Genomic DNA, 21,260 nt, shown 5'->3' on the forward strand with positions numbered 1-21,260 from the left:
GACAACTACTGTTTAGGAGCGCAAGCCACATGAGTCTACCATCTTTTTTTTCGATGGCTGCTGGAAGAAGGTGTAGCGAATGAGAAAAAGGGCGTGAAGAAAGTGCAAACGGGTCTGCTTAAGGGGTGAGTCGGGTGGGGGGGGACTATGGCAGACGCAGACAACTCAGCCGATAGTGAGTCTGTTCTTGCCGGCGGCCTTACTCTGGTACATCAAGGCGTCCGCACGAGACAGCAAAGTCTGCACGGTGTCGTTTTCGACGGCCATGGTCGCCCCGATGGAGATGGTAACGCGGAGCGGTTCGCCTTCCACGAGGGCGAAGGATTTCTCCACCAGCCGGCGCAATCGCTGCCCCATGTGCTTCAGGTTGGCGGCCGTCACGTTGCGGATGATACCGACGAACTCCTCCCCTCCCCAGCGCCCGTAGAGGTCGAAAGGGCGTGAGTTGGCGCTCAGGGTGCCGGCGACGAACTGCAGCACCCGGTCTCCGGTCTCGTGGCCGTAGCGGTCGTTGATGGCCTTGAAATCGTCCAGGTCCATGAAGAGGATGCCGAAAGGGATATCGTAACGGTGCAGCTCCTCGAGGCGGGACTCGAGCTCGCGGTCGAGGTAGCGTCGGTTGGCGAGCTGGGTGAGGCCGTCCAGCAAGGCCAACTTCTCCAGCTCCTGCAGCCGTTCTTCGTTGTCGACCTGGCCGCTGTTGTCGGAGAACACCTCGACGCCGCCTATCACCTTGCCGTCGTCGTCGGTTAGGGGGATGACGCGGACCGACACCGGTATGCGGTGCCCGTTTTTGTGATGCAGAAAGACCTGGGCGTCGTGCGGGGCACCCGAGTCGATGGTGGAAGCGAGGGGACATTCGCTGCAGCAGAGGTTGAGGCCGACGTCGTCGACGTGGCAAAGGATGTTGTCGGCACACGGCTTCCCGACCACCTCTTCAGCGCGGTAACCGGAAATCCGCTCCGCAGCACGGTTCCAGAACACGATCTTGCGGTCCAGGTCGACGATATAGAGCCCGTCCCGCAGGTCATCCATGATTTTTCTGTAGGACTCTTTGCTGAGATACATCGACAACAGGCTCCTTCGGTAAATCGGGAGGCCGAACCGCAATCCGAAGGATGGACGGAGGCAACCGGTGCATTAAAAGGTTACGGGCTAACGGCTAATGAGTATAACGTTCCCGCCGAAGTTGTCAAAACAATAAAGCTCAGGGTGCGGCGTGCACCCCGAGGATCAGCCCTTCCAGCAGTCCCGAATCGCTCACCTTGAAGGTCGGAAAACCGAACTCGCGCATGGTGGTCAGCACCACAAGGATGCCGGCGATGATGAGATCCTCGCGCCCCGGCTCCAGGCCGGGCACCTGAAGGCGCTCATGCGGCGTAAGGGGGAGCAGTCGGTTGAACATCTCCTCCACCTTCGCCAGAGGCAGGGTGTGGTTGTTGACTTTTTTGTAGTCGTAGTCGGTCATGCCGAGGTCGATGGCGGCCAGGGTGGTCGCCGTCCCGGCCGTCCCCACCAGCGTCGCCCGGCTGAAGCGCTCGGCAAGCCCTGCCTGGGAAAGCTCCGCACCAAACGCGCGCAACTCGCGCCGGATCTTGTCCTCCATCTCGACCACGCCCACTTTCCCTTCGGTAAGCCGCACCACGCCGATCGGGAGGCTCCGGGAGAAGAGCGGCTGCCGCGCGGTGGCCAGGGTATACTCGGTGCTCCCCCCGCCCACGTCGAAGACAGCGAGGTCCTCGTCCTTGCGATCCAGGATGGACGCCACCCCTCTCAGGGTGAGCATGGCCTCCTCGTTGCCGTCGATGACCTCCAGGGCGATGCCGGTCTGCTCCAGCACGCGCTGGCAGAAAGCGGCTCCGTTTTTGGCATCCCGTACCGCGGAGGTGGCAACGGCCCGCACGCGCACCACCCCGTGGCTGGCCATGTCGGCGGCGAACTCCTTCAGGGCCGCCAGGGAGCGCTCCTGCGCCTCGTCGGAGAGTCCGGTTGCGCGGGTGAAGCCGCCGCCCAACCTGGTGATGATGCGCTTCAACTGCACCTGCTGGTAAGGGTCCTGGGTGGCGATAAGCAGCCGGGCGGTGTTGGTGCCGAGATCGATGGCGGCAACCTTGTCGGTCATGGGTTGAGTCCTTTTCTTTGGGCGATTATGGAGAAGCAGAGCTGCGATATCTTCGAGAAGCTGATGATGATGTCGCCGTAGAGGAGCCCCGCCACGATGCTGCACTTGCCGCTTTTGAGTCGGCGCAGGTGACTGGTCTGGAGTTCGCTCTCCATCGACGCGATCTCGAGCTTCAGCGCAGCCACATCCTGGACCTCGTCACCTTTCAGCACGGCCTCGCACATGGTGACCACCTCCCCCACCTTGGCGGCGACACTCCGCAGTTCCTCCATGGCGGAGGCGGAAAACCGGAGCCGTTCCTCCTTTTTGCGCATGAGGTAGTTGAGGATCGCCTCGGTCTGGTCCCCCACCTGCTCGATCTCGTTCACCAGTTCCAGCATGGTCGGTATCTCGACGGCGCGCTCAAGCGAGAGCGTCTCGCGGGAAAGCGCCACCAGGAACTGGGACATGTCGCGGTGCAGCACGTCCAGCACCACCTCCTTGTCCCGCACGGCGGCGGCGACCTTGGGGTTGAACCCGTCGAACTGGGAGATCAGCTCGGCATACATGGCCGCGGCGATGCCGCCCATCCGCTCCAGTTCGTTCCACGCCTGCACAAGGGCGATGGTCGGGGTCTTGATGACGCGCACGTCGATGAAGCGGGGACGCGGCTCACTTTCGGCGCGCCTGGTGGGGAGCAGGGTCTCCGCGGAACGGGCGAAGAAACCGATGGTGGGCAGGAAAATGAACAGCGACGCGACCGTGAACAGGGTGTGGGCGTTGGCCAGGTGCCGGGCGATATGGGGGCGCAGGGCCTGCACCACCGCCTCCGGGGGTGCCCCGCGGTGCAGCAGGGATAGATCTCCAGGAGAAACCAGCGCCACAGCATTCAGGAAGAGAGGGAAGAAGATCAGGGCCAAGGTGATGGCGACCAGGCTGATACCGAGGTAGATGACCACGGCGCGCTTGGCCGTCTGGCTGCCGCCGATGGAAGCGATGAGCGGAATCAAGGCCGCACCGGCCACCTCGCCGATGACCATGGCGATGGCGGCGTCATAGGGGAGGACGCCGGCCGACGCGAGCGCGATCACGATCCCGAGCGTGGCGCTCCCCGACTGCACCAGGAAGGTGAGCAGCGCGCCGAGCAGGACCGCGACCAGGCGCAGCGAGGGGAGCCCCTGGTGCAGCCCGGCGATGATGGCGCTTTCGCTCAAGGGGAGGCAGGCCCCTTCCAGGATCGACAGGCCGAAGAACACGAGGCCTATCCCCAGCAGCATCCCTCCGGCGTCCGAGAGCTTGCGGCTGCGGGAAAAGAAGTTGAGAAATACCCCGACGGTGATGGCGGGGAGCCCGAGGGCCGAGACGCGAAAGGCGATGAACTGTATGGCGAGGGTGGTGCCGATGCCGGTGCCAAGCAGCACCCCGAGGGCCTGGTACAGGGAGAGAAGCCCGGCGTTGACGAAGCCGACCACGAGGACCGAGGCGGCGGAACCCGACTGCAGGATCGAGGCGAGGCAACTGCCGACCAGGGGTGCGGTGAGACGATTGCCGGTGGTGCGCTCCAGCACGCGGCGCAGGCGTTCTCCGGTTACCTTTTGCAGCCCCTCCGACATGGTGCGCATGCCGAGTATGAAGAGCGCAAGGCCACCGAGAGCTTCGGCGATATAGGACCAAGAGGTGGGAAACATGGTAGGGCCAGTCCAGCAGTTAAGGCTAAAGACGCTTCGGGAATAATGGGCGCCCGCCGGCCATGGCGGCCGGCGGGCGCAGTAGTGGTGTCGAGAGTGCGTCGCTTAGGTGACGGTCAGGGTGACAAGGGGTCAGCCGGAAACCTTTTCCTTAAGCTCCTTGCCGACCTTGAAGAAGGGCAACTTCTTCGCCTTGACCGAGATCGATTCGCCGGTCTTGGGATTTCTGCCGGTATAGGCCTCGTATTCCTTGACGACGAAACTGCCGAACCCCCGGATCTCGATCCGGTCACCGGAGAGGAGAGCTTCGGTCATCGAGGCGAAGACGGCGTTGACGACTTCCTCCGCCTTCTTGAAGGAGAGGGTCTTTTTAGCTGCGAGAGATTCAATGAGTTCGGATTTGTTCATTGCCCACCTCCGGAAACCAGCTTCTTTTAACAACATCCCTTTAGATATTTCTTGGTTAGGTACTTCACGTCGTCGCTGCGCCCCTGGCGGTTCAGGATCGGGATGAGACGCTCGGCCGCTGCCTTGGCCATGCTCGGGTGTTCCAGCGACTTGGTCCAGAGCTCCATGGCCCGCTCAGTGTCCCCGATGGTCTCGTGCAGCTCGCCCATCATGAACTGCGCCTGGTCCGGGAGGATATTCAGCTCCAGCATCTTCTGTACGGTAGCTATCGCCTCAGGGTAGCGCCGGCCGCCGGCAAACAAATGAACGAGCGCCAAATAGACGGCTGCGTTTTGCGGGTTGAGCGCCAGAGCCCGGTTCAGGAGAGATTCGCTCTCATGAATTTGCCCCGCACGGAACATTATAAGTGCCACTTCGTATAATACAATGTCATTTTCACAAGATAACAACATTTCCTGCAAAATTGTGAACGCGTCGCGGTCATTGCCCTCATGAATCATGAGGTAGGCCTTGGCGAATTTGGGACCGAGGGCGGCGTAGCGGCCGGGAAGATCGCCGGGGAGCGGCTGGACCATAAGGAAGAACTGGTCTTCTTCGGAAAGACTCATCTCCATCGGGGCGGGTTCCTCGTGGTGGTGGTCGCCATGCCCCTTGCAGGTGGTGCAGGAACCGCCGCTGTGCGGCTTGTAGTTGCCCGCGCCAGCCGGTGCGGCGGCCGGCTTGGCTGCCGCGGCGGCGGCCTCGGGCTGCTCGAGCTTGGCAGCTTCAGCGCGGGCACGCGTCTTAATGGCGGGGTCGGCGGCCAACTCGGCGGCGAGACAGAAGTGGTCGTAGGCTTTCTGTGCTTCGCCGGCACGGAGAGCGTGCTCGCCCTCCTGAAGGTTCAACTCGCCCAGGTGATTCCCCGCCTGATCCAGCCCCTGGCGGATGGCGGCAGCGTCCTGGGGGGCGTCCGCAGGACAAAGTTTCAGCGCTTCCTGGAGATCGACGCGTGCGTCGGCGTAACGCTCAGCGGCGAGGTGCTTGGCACCCAGGTTCTGGTAATGACGAAAATCCTTCTTGCCGAACAGTCCGAAAAACATGCAGCCTCCGATAGGTGGATTGAATTAGGTCAGGCGAGTACCAGTTCGGTGACGCTCTCGAGGTGGTAGGTCTGCGGGAACATGTCCACCGGCTTGGAGCGGGTCACCTGGTACCCATTAGCGCAAAGTGCAGCGAGATCGCGGGCCAGTGTGGCCGGATCGCAGGAAACGTAAATGATTTTGGGTGCTGCCAGACCCGCCAGCTCGGCGGCAGCCTCGGCGCCCCCGCGAGGAGGATCGAGCACCACCAGATCGAATTTTTCCTTCCGTTTGACCAACCGCCTGACCGCTTGGGCCGCATCGCTGACCTGGAAGGAGGCGTTTGCTATCCCGTTCGCTGCAGCGTTGGCCACGGCATCGGCGATGGACGGGGCGTATCCCTCGACTCCATGCACCTCCGCGGCGTTCAGCGCCAACGGCAAGGAGATGTTGCCGTTGCCGCAATACAGGTCGAGTACCCGCTCCGTGCCGGTGAGTCCCGCCCATGTGCAGGCGGTGCGGATCAACTCCAGGTTCTGCCGGTAGTTGACCTGGGAAAAGCCGCCGCGCCCGAAACGAAACTTCAGCTCGCGCACGCCCGGGATCAGCTCGGCCGGGACCCGGTAGCTCAGGGACTCGATGCCGAAGGCTTTCTCCAGTTCCCCTTTGCGCCCGGCGGCTACGAAGACGCCGGCAACAGAGGGAAGCCGGGCCCGGTCGCGAGCCAGGCGTTCAACTAGAGCATCCCCTCCTCCCCTGCTGTGCACGATGGCGATCCCTTCCCCGTCGTCGCCGATGGCGAGGTCGATCTGGTGGATCGCTTGCAACAGCGGCAATCCGGGAAGGAGCGCCCGGAATTCGGACGCCATCCGGTTCAACTGCGGTTGAGCCAGCGGACAACCGGCGCCGAAATCGACCACGTCATGGGAACCGGTGCGGAAAAAACCGAGCAGCGGCGCACCGGCGCGCGACGAAACCTTCACCTGCACGCGAGAGCGGTAGCCGTAGGCATCAGGCGACGCCGCCACCGGCAGGACCTTTTCCCGGGCGATCTTGCCGATGCGCGCCATGGTGTCCGCAAAGATGGAACCCTTGTGCTGCAACTGCTCCGGGTACGGCAGGAACTGCCAGTCACAGCCGCCGCACTGGCCAAAGACCGGGCAATCGGGAGCGACGCGCAGCGCGGAGGGCTCCACCAGTTCGACAACTTCCCCTTCCAGGAAAGAGCGTTTTTCCTTCGCCACGCGAATCCTGACCCGGTCGCCCGGAGCGGTGAAGGGGACGAAACATGCCTTGCCGTCCACCCTGCCGAAGCCGGCGCCGCCGTAGCAAAGACTCTCTATGTCTACCAGCAACTCAGCCATTGAAACCGCGCGGAACGAAAGCGGTCTTGCGCCCACCGACGCGGGTCAGCTCAGACTGGACCAGCTTTTGGGGGAACGCAGGCGTATTGAAATAACCCAGCGAGTGGGCCGCGAAGTCGGCGACGACCCGCTCCACGGTCTGCTCGATGGACAGCGTAGCCACCCCCTGGTGCTCGATCTCTTTCTTATAGACCACGCTGGCCCCGAGCAGCTTGCGGGCGGCCTGGTGGGATTCCTCGTCGGGGAAAAGATCGGGCGTGAGCGGGACTTCGCAGCATATATGTATGCGGACCTGGTGGTAGTCGCCGAAGTAGCGGCGCGTGGCGTCGAAGAAGCGAACGGTGAGCCCGTTGGACAGCGGGATCTCCCTGATCAGTTTTTGCATGTAACCTCAGTACTCCTTGGGAAAATCTGGCCATTTTTTTAGCATGTTATGGGAGTTCTGTAAATAGCGATGATTTCGAAGGGAAAATGGCGACTGGGGCGAAATGCAGCTTGCTTTTTGACGTAAAAATTTGTAGACTCACAGATTGTTAAAAGATGCCACAAACTCCCAGGAGCAAAAATGAGCAAGGAAGAAGCAATAGAAGTAGAAGGGACGGTCATCGAGCCGCTTCCCAACGCGATGTTCAAGGTGAAGTTGGAAAACGACCACATGGTGCTGGCGCACATTTCCGGCAAGATGAGGAAGTTCTTCATCAAGATCCTGCCTGGCGACAAGGTCACCGTAGAGCTCTCTCCTTACGACCTGAGCCGCGGCCGCATCACCTATCGCGCCAAATAAACCCCTTCCCCGTACGTCACCGGCGTCTGTCCCTGCCACTCTCAGCATCGCTGCAAGGCACCTACGGATAATATAGGACCCAATACCGGTTTAGCTGCGTGCTCCGCGCGCAGCACACTGAACCTTTATTCAATCTCACAGCAAGAAGAGGAAGAATCAATGTACACTGCAGCCGATCTGAGAAAGGGCTTGAAGATCACCATCGACAACGAGCCTTACATCATCACCCACTTTGACTTCGCCAAGCCGGGCAAAGGGCAGGCCCTTTACCGCACCAAGATGAAGAACATGATCACCGGTTCCACCCTGGACCGCACCTACCGCTCGGGCGAGACCTTTGAGCCTGCCAGCCTGGAAGACCGCGTGATGCAGTACCTCTACAAAGAAGACGATCACTACTGCTTCATGGACAACACCACCTTCGAGCAGATCCACATCAGCGAAGACGCCATGGGCGACGCCAAGAACTACCTGATCGACAACCTCCAGGTGGACGTGCTCCTGTTCAGGGAGAAGGCGATCGGCGTGGACGTGCCCAACTTCGTCAACCTGCGCGTCGTGCAGACCGATCCCTGGGTCAAGGGCGACACCTCCGGCAGCGACTCCAAGCCCGCCACCGTCGAGACCGGCTACGTACTGCGCGTGCCGCCGTTCATCGAAGAAGGCGAACTGATCACCATCGACACCCGCACCGGCGAGTACTCCACCAGGGTCAAGGGGTAAGCCATGCCGGGAAGTTGGCCACTGGCCAGGCGCTCTCAAGCCCTGGCCCAGCGTGGCGCGATCTTCACCAGGGTCAGGATGTTTTTTCAAGAAAAGGGGTATCTCGAAGTCGAGACCCCTTTTCGCATACCTGCTCCCGCCCCCGAAGCGCAGATCGACGCCATACCGAGCGACGGCTGGTTCCTGCAGACCTCGCCCGAACTGTGCATGAAGCGCCTTCTGGCGGCGGGTTATCCCCGTATCTTCCAGATCTGCCGCTGCTGGCGCGACGGCGAGCGCGGCACCCGGCACCTGAGCGAATTCACCATGCTCGAGTGGTACCGGGCCCAAGCCGACTACCGCGTGCTGATGGACGAGACCGAGGAGATGGTCCGCGCGGCGGCCGCGGCGGACAGCATCACCTACCGTGGCGGAAAGATCGACCTTTCCGTCCCCTGGGAGCGGATCAGCGTCCGTGATGCCTTCCTGCGCCACACCGATACGACGGCGGAAGCTGCCCTTGCCGCCGGAAACTTCGACGAGCTCATGGTCGACAAGATCGAGCCGATGCTCGGCATGGGCCGCCCTACCTTCCTCTACGATTACCCCGCCAGCTGCTCCGCCCTGGCCCGCCTCAAGGCAGACGACCCTACCGTTGCAGAGCGTTTCGAGCTTTACATGGGAGGCCTGGAGATCGCCAACGCCTTTTCCGAATTGATCGACCCGGTCGAGCAGCGGGCCCGGTTCGAGGCGGAAGCCGCCGAGCGCGCCAGGAACGACAAGCGGGGCTATCCCATGCCCGAGAAGTTTCTCGCCGCCCTCGCCGAGATGCCGGAGGCCGCAGGGATCGCCTTGGGACTGGACCGCATGGTGATGGTGCTGCTTGATGCCCAGAGTATCGATGAAGTCGTCGCCTTCACCACAGAGGAGCTTTAGGGGCGTGCCGGCCGGTAACGCATCGCAGAACCAGCGCCCTCACCTCTGATCCTCTCCCTCACCCCTGCCCCTCTCCCGGAGGGCGAGGGAACTTCAATCCGTCTACCCTTCCCGCTTAATCGTCAACCTTACACTCCGAATTGGTTGACAAGCACCTCTCCCGCGTGCTAAATCACCCGCTGGAGGATCTCTCATGGAAAAAATCATTGCTGAAATAGCGGAAAGAATCATCGCAGGCGGCTCCATCACCCAGGAAGAGGCAACCCAGCTTTCGGGAGCGGAAGGCTCGCAGCTCTACGACCTCTTCCGCGCCGCCAGTCGCGTCAAGGAACACTTCGTGGGCAACGAGGTGCACCTCTGTTCCATCATCAACGCCAAGTCCGGCCGCTGCGCCGAGAACTGCGCCTTCTGTGCCCAGTCCGCGCACCATACCACCGATGCACCGGTGTACCCGCTGGTCCAGGAAGATCAGATGGTCGAGTGCGCCAAGACTGCCGAAACCAACGGTTCCGCCTGTTTCGGCATCATCACCAGCGGCACCACGGTGAAAGGGCAGGAACTGGAGCAGATCCTTGCCGCCCTGCGCCGCATCCGCAAAGAAACCACCATCCTCCCCTCCTGCTCCCTCGGCATCATCGACGAGGAGACCGCACGGAAACTGAAAGATGCTGGGATGGATACCTACCACCACAACCTTGAGACGGCGGAGAGCTTCTTCCCCAACATCTGCACCACCCACGAGTACCGGGAGGACGTCGACACCGTCCGCGCCGTGAAGAAAGCCGGTGTCAAGGTCTGCTCGGGCGGCATTTTCGGCATGGGGGAGAGCGCGGCACAGCGCGTGGAGATGGCCTTCACGCTCAAGGAACTCGGCGTCGACTCGGTGCCGATGAACTTCCTGAACCCGATCGAGGGAACCAGGCTCGAGGGGGCCCGCAACATCACCGCCCAGGAGTGCCTGAAGACGATCGCCATCTACCGCCTGATCCTGCCGCAGAAAAGGATCACCATCTGCGGCGGACGCGAGAAGAACCTGCGCGACCTGCAGTCATGGATCTTCTTCGCGGGCGCCAACGGCACCATGATCGGCAACTACCTGACCACCGCGGGTCGCAACGTCGACACCGACCTGACCATGTTCAGCGACCTCGGCCTCACCACGGTGATGTGCGCGCATTAGCGCAGGAAAAATCTGAAAGGAATACTGGATATGCCCGCCAAAAGCATCTTCATCACCGGGACCGACACCGGTGTGGGAAAAACTATCGCATCGGCCACCCTCGCCATGCTGCTGCGCCGGATGGGCCACAGCGTCGGCGTTATGAAGCCGATCACCAGCGGTTGCATCGAACGCGACGGTGCCCTCATCTCTGAAGACGCAGAACTGCTCGCCTTCGCCGCCGGCGTCCCGGTTACGCCGGACACTACTCCGTATCTGCTCAGGGCACCCCTGGCACCTTCGGTATCCGCAAGCCAGGACGGCGTCCGCATCAGCTTCGATGTCATCAAGGACGCATACCAGAGGCTCGCCGCGCAGTACGATTTCGTCATCGTGGAAGGGGCCGGCGGCTTGATGGTGCCGCTGGCCGGCGGGCTGCTGGTGGCCGACCTCGCCCTGCACCTGGGGCTCCCCGTCGCCGTGGTCGCACGCCCGAACCTGGGCACCATCAACCATACCCTGCTCACCACCTTCACCGCGCGTACGCTCGGGCTCAAGGTGAAAGGCGTCATCGTGAACCGCTACCCGGACACCCCGGACCAGGCGGAAGCGTACGCTCCGCACATGATCGACTCCCTTTCCGGGTCCCAGCTCCTCGGCCTCTTCCCCGACCTCCAGGCCGACAACGAGCGCGAACTGGTCACCAAGCTGGCCGACCGGCTGCTGCAGATGCCGGCCACCGGGATCATGCTCAGGGAAATGTTCGAACCGACATAGAAACCGTTCTGCGTTCCATGTTCTACGTTCTATGTTGACGGCATTACATCCTTGATGGACACTTCACTCGCGCTGCCACCGCTTGATGCCTCAAAAGGTGCGGCGGTGGCTCTTTTTTGGGAGGACAAAATGAACGAACTCGATACCGAAACGCTCAGGCGCTATGACAGCGAATACCTCTGGCACCCCTTTACCCAGATGAGCGAGTGGGAAAACGCCGAGAACATCATCATCACCAGGGGGGAAGGTTCCTACATCATCGATTCCGACGGAAACCGCTACCTGGACGGGGTCGCCGCCATCTGGACCAACGTGCACGGCCACTGCCGCCAAGAGATCAACGAGGCGGTCAAGGAACAGGTGGACCGGCTGGAACACTCGACCCTGCTCGGCTTATCCAATGACCGCGCCGCACTGCTCGCCAAGCGCCTGATCGACATCGCACCTCCCGGACTCGCCAAGGTCTTCTACTCCGACAACGGCTCGACCGCCGTTGAGATCGCCGTCAAGATGGCCTTCCAGTACCAGCAGCAGGTCGGCAACACGCAGAAGCAGAAGTTCATCCGCTTCGACAACGCCTACCACGGCGACACGGTCGGCTCGATGAGCGTGGGCGGCATCGCCATCTACCACGAGGTGTACGCCCCACTGCTCTTCCCCACCATCAAGGCCCCCTCCCCTTACTGCTACCGCTGCGCCCTCTCCCCGGAGGGGGATTGCCACAGCTGCGGGTTGTTGTGCCTGCAGGAGCTGGAGCGGCTCATGAAGGAGCACGCGCACGAACTGGCCGGCCTCGTCATCGAACCCTCGGTGCAGGGCGCCGGCGGCATGATCGTGCAGCCTCCCGGCTTCGTGAAGGGGGTGCGCGAACTCTGCGACCGCTACGACGTTCTCATGATCGCCGATGAGGTGGCGGTCGGCTTCGGCCGTACCGGCGCCATGTTCGCCTGCGGCAAAGAAGGGGTGACGCCGGACATCATGGCCATATCCAAAGGGATCTCGGCAGGCTACCTCCCCCTGGCGGCGACCCTTACCACCCGCAAGGTCTACGACGCCTTCTGGGGCGCCTATAGCGAGTTGAAGACCTTCTTCCACGGCCACACCTTCACCGGCAACCCGATCGCCTGTGCGGCAGCCCTGGCGAGCCTCGAGCTGTTCGAGAAGGACCGCCTGCTGGAGCAGCTCCCGGAGAAGATCGAATACATCCAGGACCGCCTGCAGCGTCTCATGGAGTTGTCCCACGTCGGGGACGTGCGCCAGGAGGGGATGATCGCCGGGATCGAACTGGTACGCGACCGCCACAGCCGCGATCCCTACCCGTGGGAGGAGCGCGTCGGCGTCCGGGTCTGCCTGGAAGCGAGGAAACACGGGCTCTTCCTCCGCCCCTTAGGGAACGTGATCGTCGTATTCCCGCCCCTCTCCATCTCCCTGGACGAATTGGCCATCCTCATGGACGGCATCGAGGCCTCCATCCGCAGCGTCACCGAGTAAGGCTGCCGACGCGCCGCACCTGCCGTAGAAAGATCTGGCATCCAGCAAATTCATCCAGTAATATAATGAACTTCGCCTCTGCCTCTCTCTCCCACTGGGAGAGGAGGCAGGGGTGAGGGCGCACCAGCCAAGCAGCAGCATCCCCCCTCGCCCTCCGGGAGAGGGGCAGGGGTGAGGGCCTTGCCGTCTGCGCCAAAGCTGCCGAAAAGATCCCCTCACCCGCCCTGCGGGCCCCCTCTCCCTGAGGGCGAGGGAATGGCGGCGAGCTCTCACCAGTCGGCAACATTAACAATCGGAGCAGGTTACCCGCTTCCGTCTCAAGGAGTACTTCATGGAACTGATCGACAGCCATTCGCACATATACGGCAGTGAGTTCGCAGAGGATTTCGAGGAGATGCTGGACCGGGCCCGGGAGGCGGGGGTCGGCACCATCATGGCGGTCGGCGCCGACATGGAGTCGAGCCGCGAGGCGGTGGCCCTGGCCGCCAGCCGCCCGAACATCTACTGCTCGGTCGGCATCCACCCGCACGACGCCGCCGGCGTGACCGAGGCGGATTACCAGGCCGTGCGCGAACTGGCAATCGGCAACCCGAAGGTGGTCGCCATCGGCGAGGTAGGACTCGACTTTTTCCGCGACCGCTCGCCACGCCCGGCCCAGGAAGAGGTGTTCCGGCGTTTCATCCGCATGGCCCGGGAACTCTCGCTGCCGCTCATCATCCACGACCGCGACGCCCACGAGCGCATCGTCGCCATCCTCAAGGAGGAAAGGGCCGACGAGGTGGGAGGGGTGCTGCACTGCTTCTCGGGTGACCTGGCCATGGCGCAGGAATGCATCGATATGAACTTCATGATCTCCATCCCCGGGACCGTCACCTACCCCTCCAACGAGGCGCTTCGGGAGGTGGTGCGCGGGGTGAAGATAGAAAAGCTCATGGTGGAAACCGACGCCCCCTACCTCACCCCGGTGCCGCACCGGGGCAAGAGGAACGAGCCGGCCTTCGTCAGGTTGGCCGCCGAGCGGATCGCCGAGCTGAAGGGGCTATCCCCGGAGGATGTCGGGCGCATCACCTCGTTCAATACCAGGAGGGTGTTCCGGATCGACCAGCCGGCGCAGGAGGACACCATCGCCTACAAGATCCGCACCTCGCTGTACCTGAACATCACCAACCGCTGCTCCAACCGCTGCACGTTCTGCCCCAAGTTTGAGGAACTGTCGGTCAAGGGACACGAACTAAAGCTTTCGCACGAGCCGAATTTTGCCGAGGTGATCGCCGCGGTGGATGCGGCATCGGATTACGACGAGGTGGTGTTCTGCGGTTTCGGGGAGCCGTTGATCAGGCTGGACCTGGTCAAGGAGGTGGCCGCCGAGCTGAAGCGGCGCGGGTTGCGGGTGAGGATCAATACCGACGGCCAGGCGAACCTGGTGCACGGCCGCAACATCCTGCCGGAGCTTAAGGGGCTGGTGGATGCCCTGTCGGTGAGCCTGAACGCGGCCAACGCCACCGACTACGACCGGCTCTGCAACACCCCCTTCGGGGCGGCTGGCTTCGAGGGAATCTGCGAGTTTCTCCGGCAGGCTCCCAGGCACGTCCCGCAGGTGACAGCAAGTGCCGTGACGGTGCCCGGACTGGACGTGGAGCAGGTCCGGGAGCTGGCCCGGTCGCTGGGGGTAGAGTTCCGCGAGCGGGAATACTCGGAGGTCGGTTAGGGCGTATCGGCCGGCGGGAGGGTGAAGTAGAAGGTCGCCCCCTCGCCCGGCCTCCCCTCGCCCCAGACCTTGCCGCCCATGCGCTCCAGCATGCGGCACACCATGGACAGGCCCAGCCCGTGCCCGGGGAAACGGCTGCCGTCGTGCAGCTTCTGGAACGGGATGAAGAGCTTGCCCGCATGCCTCATTTCGAAACCTTCCCCGTTGTCCCTTACGTAGCAGACCCCGTCCTTTTGTCCGAAGGCGATCCTGGTGCAGCTCTTCAGGGCGCTGTACTTCCAGGCATTGCCCAGAAGGTTCTCCATTACGCCTGCCAACAGCCTCTCGTCGCCGGTGACCAGCACCCCTTCCTCGATTTCCAGCGTCACCTCGCGGGTCGGGTCCGTGATCCTCAGGTCGGTCAAGACACGCCGGGCCATGGCACTCAGGTTAACCGGTTCCAGGGACAGCTGCGCCGACTTCACCTCGGAATAATCGAGCATGCGGTCCAGGGTCGCCTCCATCCGCTCGCCGCCGCTGATGATGCTGGCCAGGTATTCCCTGGCGGAGGCGTCCAGCGTGGCGCCGTACCCGTCCAGCAGCAGCTCGCCGTAGCCGTAGATGACCCGCAGCGGGGTGCGCAGGTCGTGCGATACAGAATCGTAGAGGAACTCGAGCTCGGCGTAAGCCTGGCTCAGCTCGGAAGTCCGTTCCGCCACCCGCCGTTCCAGGTGCTCCGAAGCCCTCCGGAGCTGGTCCGACAATCTCCTCTCGTTGGCAAGACGCATCGCGTTGCGGACGCTGATCCCCACCACCGGGGCGATTCCCTGTATCAGGTTGAGGTCGCTTTGCAAAAGCCCCCCCTCCCTGGTGGCGTCGTCGACCGCGAGCACCCCCAGGGCCTCCCCTTCGCAGAGGATGGGGGCGCAGATGAAGGAGCGAACCCCCAGGGCACTGATCAGGTCGAAGTTTTCCGGCACCGCCTGCCCCCTGATTTCCTCGATGTCGCCGACCAGTACCGGCTGCTGGGTATGGAAACAGGTGACCAGCACCCCGCGGGGAGCCGCTCCGGCAAGGGGAAACTCGATGCCACGCACCCTCTCCTCGTCCTCGGGGGTGAACCCGAAACAGCCGCGCAACACGAGGACGTTACGCTGCGGGTCGAGCAAGTACAAGATGCCGCGGCCGTAGCCCAGGCGCTTGTGCAGGACCTGGTTCACGCTGGATAGGATCTCCTCCAACTCGGTCCTGGTGGAGATGATCTGGCCGATCTCGTTGACAGCCAGGGCGCGATCGAAGTTTTCCTGGACCTGGCAGAGGAGCCGCTCGCTGGAGCTGCGCATGCTGGTCAGCGACGAAAGCAGGGCCTTGCGCTCGAAGTGACGGCTCATCAGGGTGAACCCCAGGTAGCACAGAAGCGCGATAAAAAGAGCCGACCCCGCCAGGCTGCGGTTGTAGAAGAGCTCGGCGGAGAGCCCGGCGACCAGGAGCAGCGAGCTGATGCGCTGCGCCAGCAGCAGCCGGTAGGTGGCCGAAGGGCGCCACCTGATCACGTAGCGGCATACCTCCCCCCCCCTGAAAATGCACTCGGGGTGCTCGATCTCGGGAAAATCATGGTCGAAAAGCAGGAAGGCGGCTTCGAAAAAGCCGATCCTGTTGTCGCACTGGCGCGGGTTTTCCTGCACCCCCTCGTTAAAGGCCACGGTTAGTTCGATCTCGCGGGGACCGGTCTTTCTTGAGCTGCAGCGGGAGGAACGGGTGAATCTGGGGGCGATCTTGTTGATCAGATAAAAGATGTACTCGGGGCCGACCATGCCGAGCAGGAACGACCTGAGCGGGCCCAGGGCGTCGGGTGAAGCGCAGTAGCGTCCCGCCTCGCGGGAGATGCCGGGGTCGCCGGTAACTTGCACCAGTTTTTCGTGAAAACGGTCCACCTGGCGCTGGCTGAACCAATGCCCAGGATCGGCAATCTCGTGTTGCTTCATGCCGGCGTATGCCAAAAGAGCCTGCGTATCGACGTGCGGATACCTGCTCTGAAGGAGCTTCAGGTAGGAGTCGAAGATACGACTGTTATATAGGGGGGTGTCGGGGGTCGTGGGCATCTGCAACCTTTTTCTACATCGATGGTGCAGGATCTTACCGGCATCCAAAGCGAGAATCAATCAGTTTATTCCCTATGCGGCATCCTCATAGGGCACGGACGGTCACTCTATAAGCAGCTGTTTGACCTGTCATTACTTCCTTTGGGGACTATTGACCCCGCTGCATGCGTGCGGCCTCCCCAATCTTCACCTCTCGACCGGACAATCTGATTTCTAAAAACACATTAAAATGTGATTCAAATTACTGACTTTAATACCGTGAACTCCGATATTAACATTGCCAGATTCCCTATCGACTCTACCAGGAGGTGTTGATACTGTAAGGAAATCGAATCACGGCCAAGACTGAGCCAATAACGCGTAATTATTGAATTGTAATCTGTATAGGTTGAGACTGAACCGCTGTCTTGTTGAGCTTGCATTCATTCCGGTTTGGCGTAGAACGTGCACAAAAATATATTTTTTGCCAAGTGTCCTCCGGCCTCGGGGGCGCATGGATCACTTAAGCTGGAGCTCGACCTGTGACACAGGACCTCGCGAACATGCCTTTTGGGGATTTGCTGACGGAGTTGAAAGAACTCCCCATGCTGGCACGCTACAGCCTTACGCTCTATTGCAAGCGTAACGGCACCGTTGCGACCGCACGGCGTTTCGAGTCCTGCGCCACCGTCATCGAGGATGCCTTGTGCCGGGAGGTCTCCAGACACTTCTTCGAGGAGGACATGGATGTGTTCTTCGAAGAGGGCACCCCCTCGGTCTGCCGCTACGGCGGCGGGTTCTTCGGCTTCCTCATCCCCTTCACCCTCTCCGGCGAAGAGTTCTGCCTGGTGGGTGACGGCGTCCGCGAAGAATCCATAGATCTGTGGCAACTGGCCTCCCTCGCCCGCAACGGCGGAGATGCCTTTTCGCTGCTCCCTTACGTGGAATCGCTTTGCACCGCGAGCTACGAAGAGGTCGAGGAGGTCGCCGAGCAGGTCAGGCGCAGGATCGAACTGTACCGGCTCCCCGCAGCCTCGCACCAGGAGCAGGCCGCCGTGGCACGTTCTCAGGAGCCGGTCGGCGACGAGGCGTTGCACGCCGTGTCCCAAACTGTGGAAAGGCTGGACAAGGTCGGCACCGTCACCGCCTGCCTCGCCGTCTGCTGTGAAACCATCGTTACAGTATTCCAGGCCACGCGCATCGCGGTCGCACTCCCCGACGCAGATGGGAAATCGTTCTCGGTGACCGGCATGTGGGGGCTTCCCGAGGAGCTGGGCACCCTAAGCGTCGAAACGCTGCAACTGTTCGTGGCGCCGGACCGTGCGAAAAAGACCGTGCTCTGGGACGGCAAGCTGCGCGCCGCTCTCCCCGAAGTCAGGGCCACCGTCTGCACCGCCTTCCCGCTCAAGGCCCATGGCGAGCGGCTCGGGTTTATGGCTATCTTCGATACCGAAATCACTCCCAACGCCGCGCTGCTCATCTCCATGCTGGCCGGCGCCATGGCCGGGAAGCTCTCCTCGATCGACAGGGACGCAGCCCGCTGCAAGGAAAACGCCCTCTCCGAGCGCCTCATGTCGCTCACCGACACCCTGCTGCAGATCGACAGCAAAGACCTTCTGTACGAGTCCATCCTGAAGATCGCCTCCGACTTGATCGAGGCCACCCAGGGCTCCATCATGCTGATCGACAAGGACGGCGTCGCCATGCAGATCGTGTTCACCCTGGGCATGACCCTCAACATAGCGCGCTGCCTGCAGCTCAAGGTCGGCAAGGGGATCGCCGGTATGGTCGCCAAGACCGGGCAGCCGCTGCTGGTCAACGACGTGGAGAAGGACAGCCGCGTCGCCATGGCCAACAGGCTCCGCTTCAAGTCCAAGTCGCTGATCTGCATCCCGCTCAAGCTCAAGGACAAGGTGATCGGGGTGCTGAACCTCTCCGACAAGAAGAACCTGCGCCCGTTCACCCACGCCGACCTGCAGCTCCTCACCTCCTTCGCCAACCTCGCCTCGCTCATGATCGAGCGCACCGAGGTGCGGGAGGAATCCGAGCGCTTCGAGCAGCTCTCCGTCACCGACCCCCTCACCGGCCTTTACAACCGCCGGTTCCTGAAGAGCAGGCTCGAAGAGGAGTTGAACCGGAGCATGCGCCAGGGGCTGAACCTCACCGTCATCTTCATCGACCTCGATTTCTTCAAGAGTTACAACGACCTCTGCGGCCACCTGGCCGGCGACGAGGCGCTCAAGCTCACCGCTGACATCATCAAGGAATCGCTGCGGGAGATGGACATCGTGGCGCGCTACGGCGGCGAGGAATTCTGCGCCGTACTGCCGGGAACGTCCAAGGGCGAGGCGATGATCGTGGCGGAGAGGATCCGTTCCGAGATCGAGAACAAACGTTTCCGCGGCGAGAGCGACATCCCCCTGCGCCGCCTCACCGCAAGCCTCGGCGTGGCCTCCTTCCCCGAGGATGGCAGGACCTTCAACGACCTGGTGCACGCCTCCGACATCGCCCTGTACGAGGCGAAGGCGCGCGGCCGCAACCGCATCGTGGCGGCTCGTACCTCCACACAGCAGGGCGAGCCCAAGCACGATGTGCTGGAACCGCGCCGCGAGGCGACGCAGTCGAACCTCGCCAAGACCCTGGATTTTAACGCTTATCTGGAAGCGTCCCTGCAGTCGAAAGGGTGAAGCCGACCGCGGCGCCACCTTCCTCACCAAGCACCAATCCCACCTGCACCTTTCATGACCCGACTAACTTGATTTTTTATATGTGACACAGCGTTTTAATAGTGAAATATCATAAAAAATATGCTAATAATCCCTACGCGTAATGGATGGATGCTTAGCATCCCTTTGAGAAGCTCTGGCTCACAGACAAAACCGCCACCGCCATAGCTTCTCCAGTCGTCAGTAGGCGGCCATGAGGTAGTGATGACAGACGCCAGCAAGATTTTACAATTTGCCCGGCCCGATACTGTAATAGAGTTTTCTCCCGGATCCGAAAAAGAGGTCGGGCTCAATAAGCTGATCAATAAACTTAATTTCATCAATTTCCAAGAAGACTCCATCCTCGTCAATTTCAGACACGCCAAATACCCCCGCACGGTAACGCTCGAAGCAATCCCCCTCCCCTGTTTGAACAACAAACTCGAATGCCGCTGGGTCGATGTGGACTCCATCAGCGCGATGACCAACGGCTGCGCCTTCGAGAGCATCTTCGTGGTCAGCGGCCACCGCATGATCACGGCGATCCCGGAACTGATCAGCATCAGCGACCAGGGGGCGATCTTTCTTTTGCCCGAGAAGTGCATCGAGGTGAATTACCGCAAGTCCCGGCGCCACCCTTGCCAGGGGGTCTTCGCAGAGCTGTTCCAAAACGGGGCCCGCTTCCAGGGGACGCTGGTCGACTTCAGCGCCCTCTCTCTCCGGGTGCAGGTCAAGGGGGACAACAGCCGCACCTTCAACTGGATCAACAGCGACGCGCCGCTGCAGGTGGTTTTGACCAACGACAGCACCACCCTGTATTCCGCCGAGTGCCGCATCACCTCCCAGACCCTCGGGCACCGGGACCGGATCTACCTGCTGGAGCCGCTGCAGGAACGCATGCAGCGCTTCAAGGCCAAGGAGATCCGCAGTTGCCGCCACGAACTGCTCCCGCTGCCCAACGCCGTGTTCCGACATCCCTTCAGCCAGAAAAGCATCGACCTCAAGGTGCTCGACATCTCCGGTTCCGGCTGCTCCGTCTGCGAGGACGTCGAGGCGAGCGTGCTCCTGCCGGGCATGATCCTGCCCGAGCTCGAACTGCGCATCGGCAACAGTTTCGCCACCAAGTGCGTGGCCCAGGTGGTCTACCGCGAGGACGCCGCCAAGACGGAAAAGGCACCCGTGGTGAAGAGCGGGCTCTGCTTCCTGGACATGGACATCCGGGACCACGTCAGCCTGTTGTCGCTTTTGTACCTGGCCAAGAACAGGCACTCCTACGTGAGCACCCAGGTGGACCTGGACGATCTGTGGCAGTTCTTCTTCGACACCGGCTTCATCTACCCGGAGAAGTACCACTTCGTGCAGGTAAACAAGGCGCACCTGAAGGAGACCTACCAGAGGCTCTACACGGAGAACCCCGGCATCGCGCGCCATTTCATCTACCAGGAGCACGGCAACATCCTGGGGCACATGGCGATGCTGCGCTTTTACCAGGGGACCTGGCTCGTGCATCATCACGCCGCCAACAAGTCCGAGTCCAACCATGCCGGGCTGATCGTCCTCGACCACCTTTCCAACTCCATCAACGACTCCTACAACCTGAAGTCCTCCCACATGGACTACCTGATCTGCTACTACAAGCCGGAGAACCGGTTCCCGGCGCGGATCTTCGGTGGGTACGAGAAGCAGTTGGACGACAAGAAGGGGTGCTCCACCGACACCTTCGTCTATTTCCACTACCAGCGCACCTTCTCCGACAACTGGAACTTCGCCGGCCCCTGGAGCCTCACCAGCACCACCCGCGACGACCTGCTCGAACTGGAGGCGTTCTACGAGCAGCACTGCGGCGGCTTGATGCTGAACGCCCTCGACCTGGAGCCCGGCATGAGCACCTGCGAGGAGTTGTCCCACGACTACCAGCAGGCCGGCTTCACGCTGCAGCGCCACCTCTACACCCTCAAGCGGGACGGGATGGTCAAGGCGGTGCTCATGATCAACATCTCCGACGTGGGGTTGAACCTCTCCGACCTCACCAACTGCGTCAAGGTGCTGATCCTGGACCAGGAGCACTTCCCCAAGGACATCCTGCTGATCGCCCTGTCGATCATCACGCACCGGCACCAGCAAAACGAGATACCGGTAATGGTGTACCCGGAAAGCTACGCGGAGGCCACCAACCTCCCCTACGAGAGGAAGTACACCCTTTGGACCTTCAACACCCAGACCCAGACCTCGAACTTCATCAAGTTCCTAGGCGACCTCCACAGCCGCAGCAAAAGCAGAAAAACGCAGAGGGCGGCCGCTAACGATACCTAGGAC

17 protein-coding genes are annotated in these 21,260 nt (G+C 61.8%); 9 read left to right on the plus strand and 8 right to left on the minus strand.

The window, feature by feature from the left end; translation table 11 throughout:
* Window positions 1-165 precede the first annotated feature (165 nt).
* The 7 genes from JFN90_RS12285 to JFN90_RS12315 all read right to left on the minus strand — a co-directional run bounded on the left by JFN90_RS12285 (window position 166) and on the right by JFN90_RS12315 (window position 7,007).
* Window positions 166-1,068, minus strand: coding sequence for a sensor domain-containing diguanylate cyclase (locus JFN90_RS12285; RefSeq protein ID WP_199395408.1), 903 nt, complete (start codon window positions 1,066-1,068; stop codon window positions 166-168).
* Between the two features lie 139 nt (window positions 1,069-1,207).
* The gene (locus JFN90_RS12290) at window positions 1,208-2,122 is read right to left on the minus strand and encodes a Ppx/GppA phosphatase family protein (RefSeq protein ID WP_199395409.1); all 915 of its coding nucleotides are present in this window, start codon (window positions 2,120-2,122) and stop codon (window positions 1,208-1,210) included.
* The gene (locus tag JFN90_RS12295; RefSeq protein WP_199395410.1) at window positions 2,119-3,789 is read right to left on the minus strand and encodes a Na/Pi cotransporter family protein; all 1,671 of its coding nucleotides are present in this window, start codon (window positions 3,787-3,789) and stop codon (window positions 2,119-2,121) included. The genes JFN90_RS12290 and JFN90_RS12295 overlap by 4 nt, the downstream gene beginning before the upstream one ends.
* A 132-nt stretch (window positions 3,790-3,921) precedes the next feature.
* The gene (locus tag JFN90_RS12300) at window positions 3,922-4,197 is read right to left on the minus strand and encodes an HU family DNA-binding protein (protein ID WP_199395411.1); all 276 of its coding nucleotides are present in this window, start codon (window positions 4,195-4,197) and stop codon (window positions 3,922-3,924) included.
* Between the two features lie 26 nt (window positions 4,198-4,223).
* Complete coding sequence (locus JFN90_RS12305; protein ID WP_199395412.1) at window positions 4,224-5,279, minus strand: tetratricopeptide repeat protein; 1,056 nt, start codon at window positions 5,277-5,279, stop codon at window positions 4,224-4,226.
* A gap of 29 nt (window positions 5,280-5,308) precedes the next feature.
* Window positions 5,309-6,622 (minus strand): 23S rRNA (uracil(1939)-C(5))-methyltransferase RlmD, encoded by a 1,314-nt coding sequence (rlmD, locus tag JFN90_RS12310; protein WP_199395413.1) that lies wholly within the window; start codon window positions 6,620-6,622, stop codon window positions 5,309-5,311.
* Window positions 6,615-7,007 carry a hypothetical protein gene (locus JFN90_RS12315; RefSeq protein WP_199395414.1) on the minus strand — a complete coding sequence of 131 codons (393 nt, stop codon included), beginning with the start codon at window positions 7,005-7,007 and terminating at the stop codon, window positions 6,615-6,617. The genes rlmD and JFN90_RS12315 overlap by 8 nt, the downstream gene beginning before the upstream one ends.
* 180 nt (window positions 7,008-7,187) lie before the next feature.
* Here JFN90_RS12315 and infA point away from each other — a divergent pair, with 180 nt between their 5' ends.
* The 7 genes from infA (at window position 7,188) to JFN90_RS12350 (ending at window position 14,179) form a co-directional block, all read left to right on the plus strand.
* Complete coding sequence (gene infA / locus JFN90_RS12320) at window positions 7,188-7,406, plus strand: translation initiation factor IF-1 (protein WP_012530490.1); 219 nt, start codon at window positions 7,188-7,190, stop codon at window positions 7,404-7,406.
* Window positions 7,407-7,565: 159 nt separating this feature from the next.
* Window positions 7,566-8,129 (plus strand): elongation factor P, encoded by a 564-nt coding sequence (gene efp / locus JFN90_RS12325; protein WP_199395415.1) that lies wholly within the window; start codon window positions 7,566-7,568, stop codon window positions 8,127-8,129.
* Between the two features lie 3 nt (window positions 8,130-8,132).
* Entirely contained in the window at window positions 8,133-9,044 is a 912-nt protein-coding gene (epmA, locus tag JFN90_RS12330; RefSeq protein ID WP_199395416.1) for an EF-P lysine aminoacylase EpmA, read from the plus strand.
* Window positions 9,045-9,237: 193 nt separating this feature from the next.
* On the plus strand, window positions 9,238-10,224 hold the full coding sequence (gene bioB / locus JFN90_RS12335; protein WP_199395417.1) for a biotin synthase BioB: 987 nt from the start codon (window positions 9,238-9,240) through the stop codon (window positions 10,222-10,224).
* A 30-nt stretch (window positions 10,225-10,254) separates the two neighbouring features.
* A complete protein-coding gene (gene bioD / locus JFN90_RS12340) occupies window positions 10,255-10,980 on the plus strand; it encodes a dethiobiotin synthase (protein WP_199395418.1) in 726 nt (241 codons plus the stop codon).
* A gap of 129 nt (window positions 10,981-11,109) precedes the next feature.
* Window positions 11,110-12,471 carry an adenosylmethionine--8-amino-7-oxononanoate transaminase gene (gene bioA, locus JFN90_RS12345; RefSeq protein WP_199395419.1) on the plus strand — a complete coding sequence of 454 codons (1,362 nt, stop codon included), beginning with the start codon at window positions 11,110-11,112 and terminating at the stop codon, window positions 12,469-12,471.
* Between the two features lie 331 nt (window positions 12,472-12,802).
* Entirely contained in the window at window positions 12,803-14,179 is a 1,377-nt protein-coding gene (locus JFN90_RS12350; RefSeq protein ID WP_199395420.1) for a TatD family hydrolase, read from the plus strand.
* Here JFN90_RS12350 and JFN90_RS12355 read toward each other — a convergent pair.
* Window positions 14,176-16,260 carry a sensor histidine kinase gene (locus tag JFN90_RS12355; RefSeq protein WP_199395421.1) on the minus strand — a complete coding sequence of 695 codons (2,085 nt, stop codon included), beginning with the start codon at window positions 16,258-16,260 and terminating at the stop codon, window positions 14,176-14,178. The genes JFN90_RS12350 and JFN90_RS12355 overlap by 4 nt on opposite strands.
* Window positions 16,261-16,802: 542 nt before the next feature.
* On the opposite strand from JFN90_RS12355, the gene JFN90_RS12360 reads away from it, so the two are divergent.
* Together JFN90_RS12360 and JFN90_RS12365 are read left to right on the plus strand one after the other, a co-directional pair.
* Entirely contained in the window at window positions 16,803-18,926 is a 2,124-nt protein-coding gene (locus JFN90_RS12360; RefSeq protein ID WP_199395422.1) for a sensor domain-containing diguanylate cyclase, read from the plus strand.
* A 447-nt stretch (window positions 18,927-19,373) separates the two neighbouring features.
* Window positions 19,374-21,257, plus strand: coding sequence for a PilZ domain-containing protein (locus JFN90_RS12365; protein WP_236018977.1), 1,884 nt, complete (start codon window positions 19,374-19,376; stop codon window positions 21,255-21,257).
* The last annotated feature ends 3 nt before the right edge of the window (window positions 21,258-21,260 follow it).

The sequence above is a fragment of the Geomonas propionica genome (genome assembly GCF_016458235.1).
GTDB classification, from domain to species: Bacteria; Desulfobacterota; Desulfuromonadia; order Geobacterales; family Geobacteraceae; genus Geomonas; species Geomonas propionica.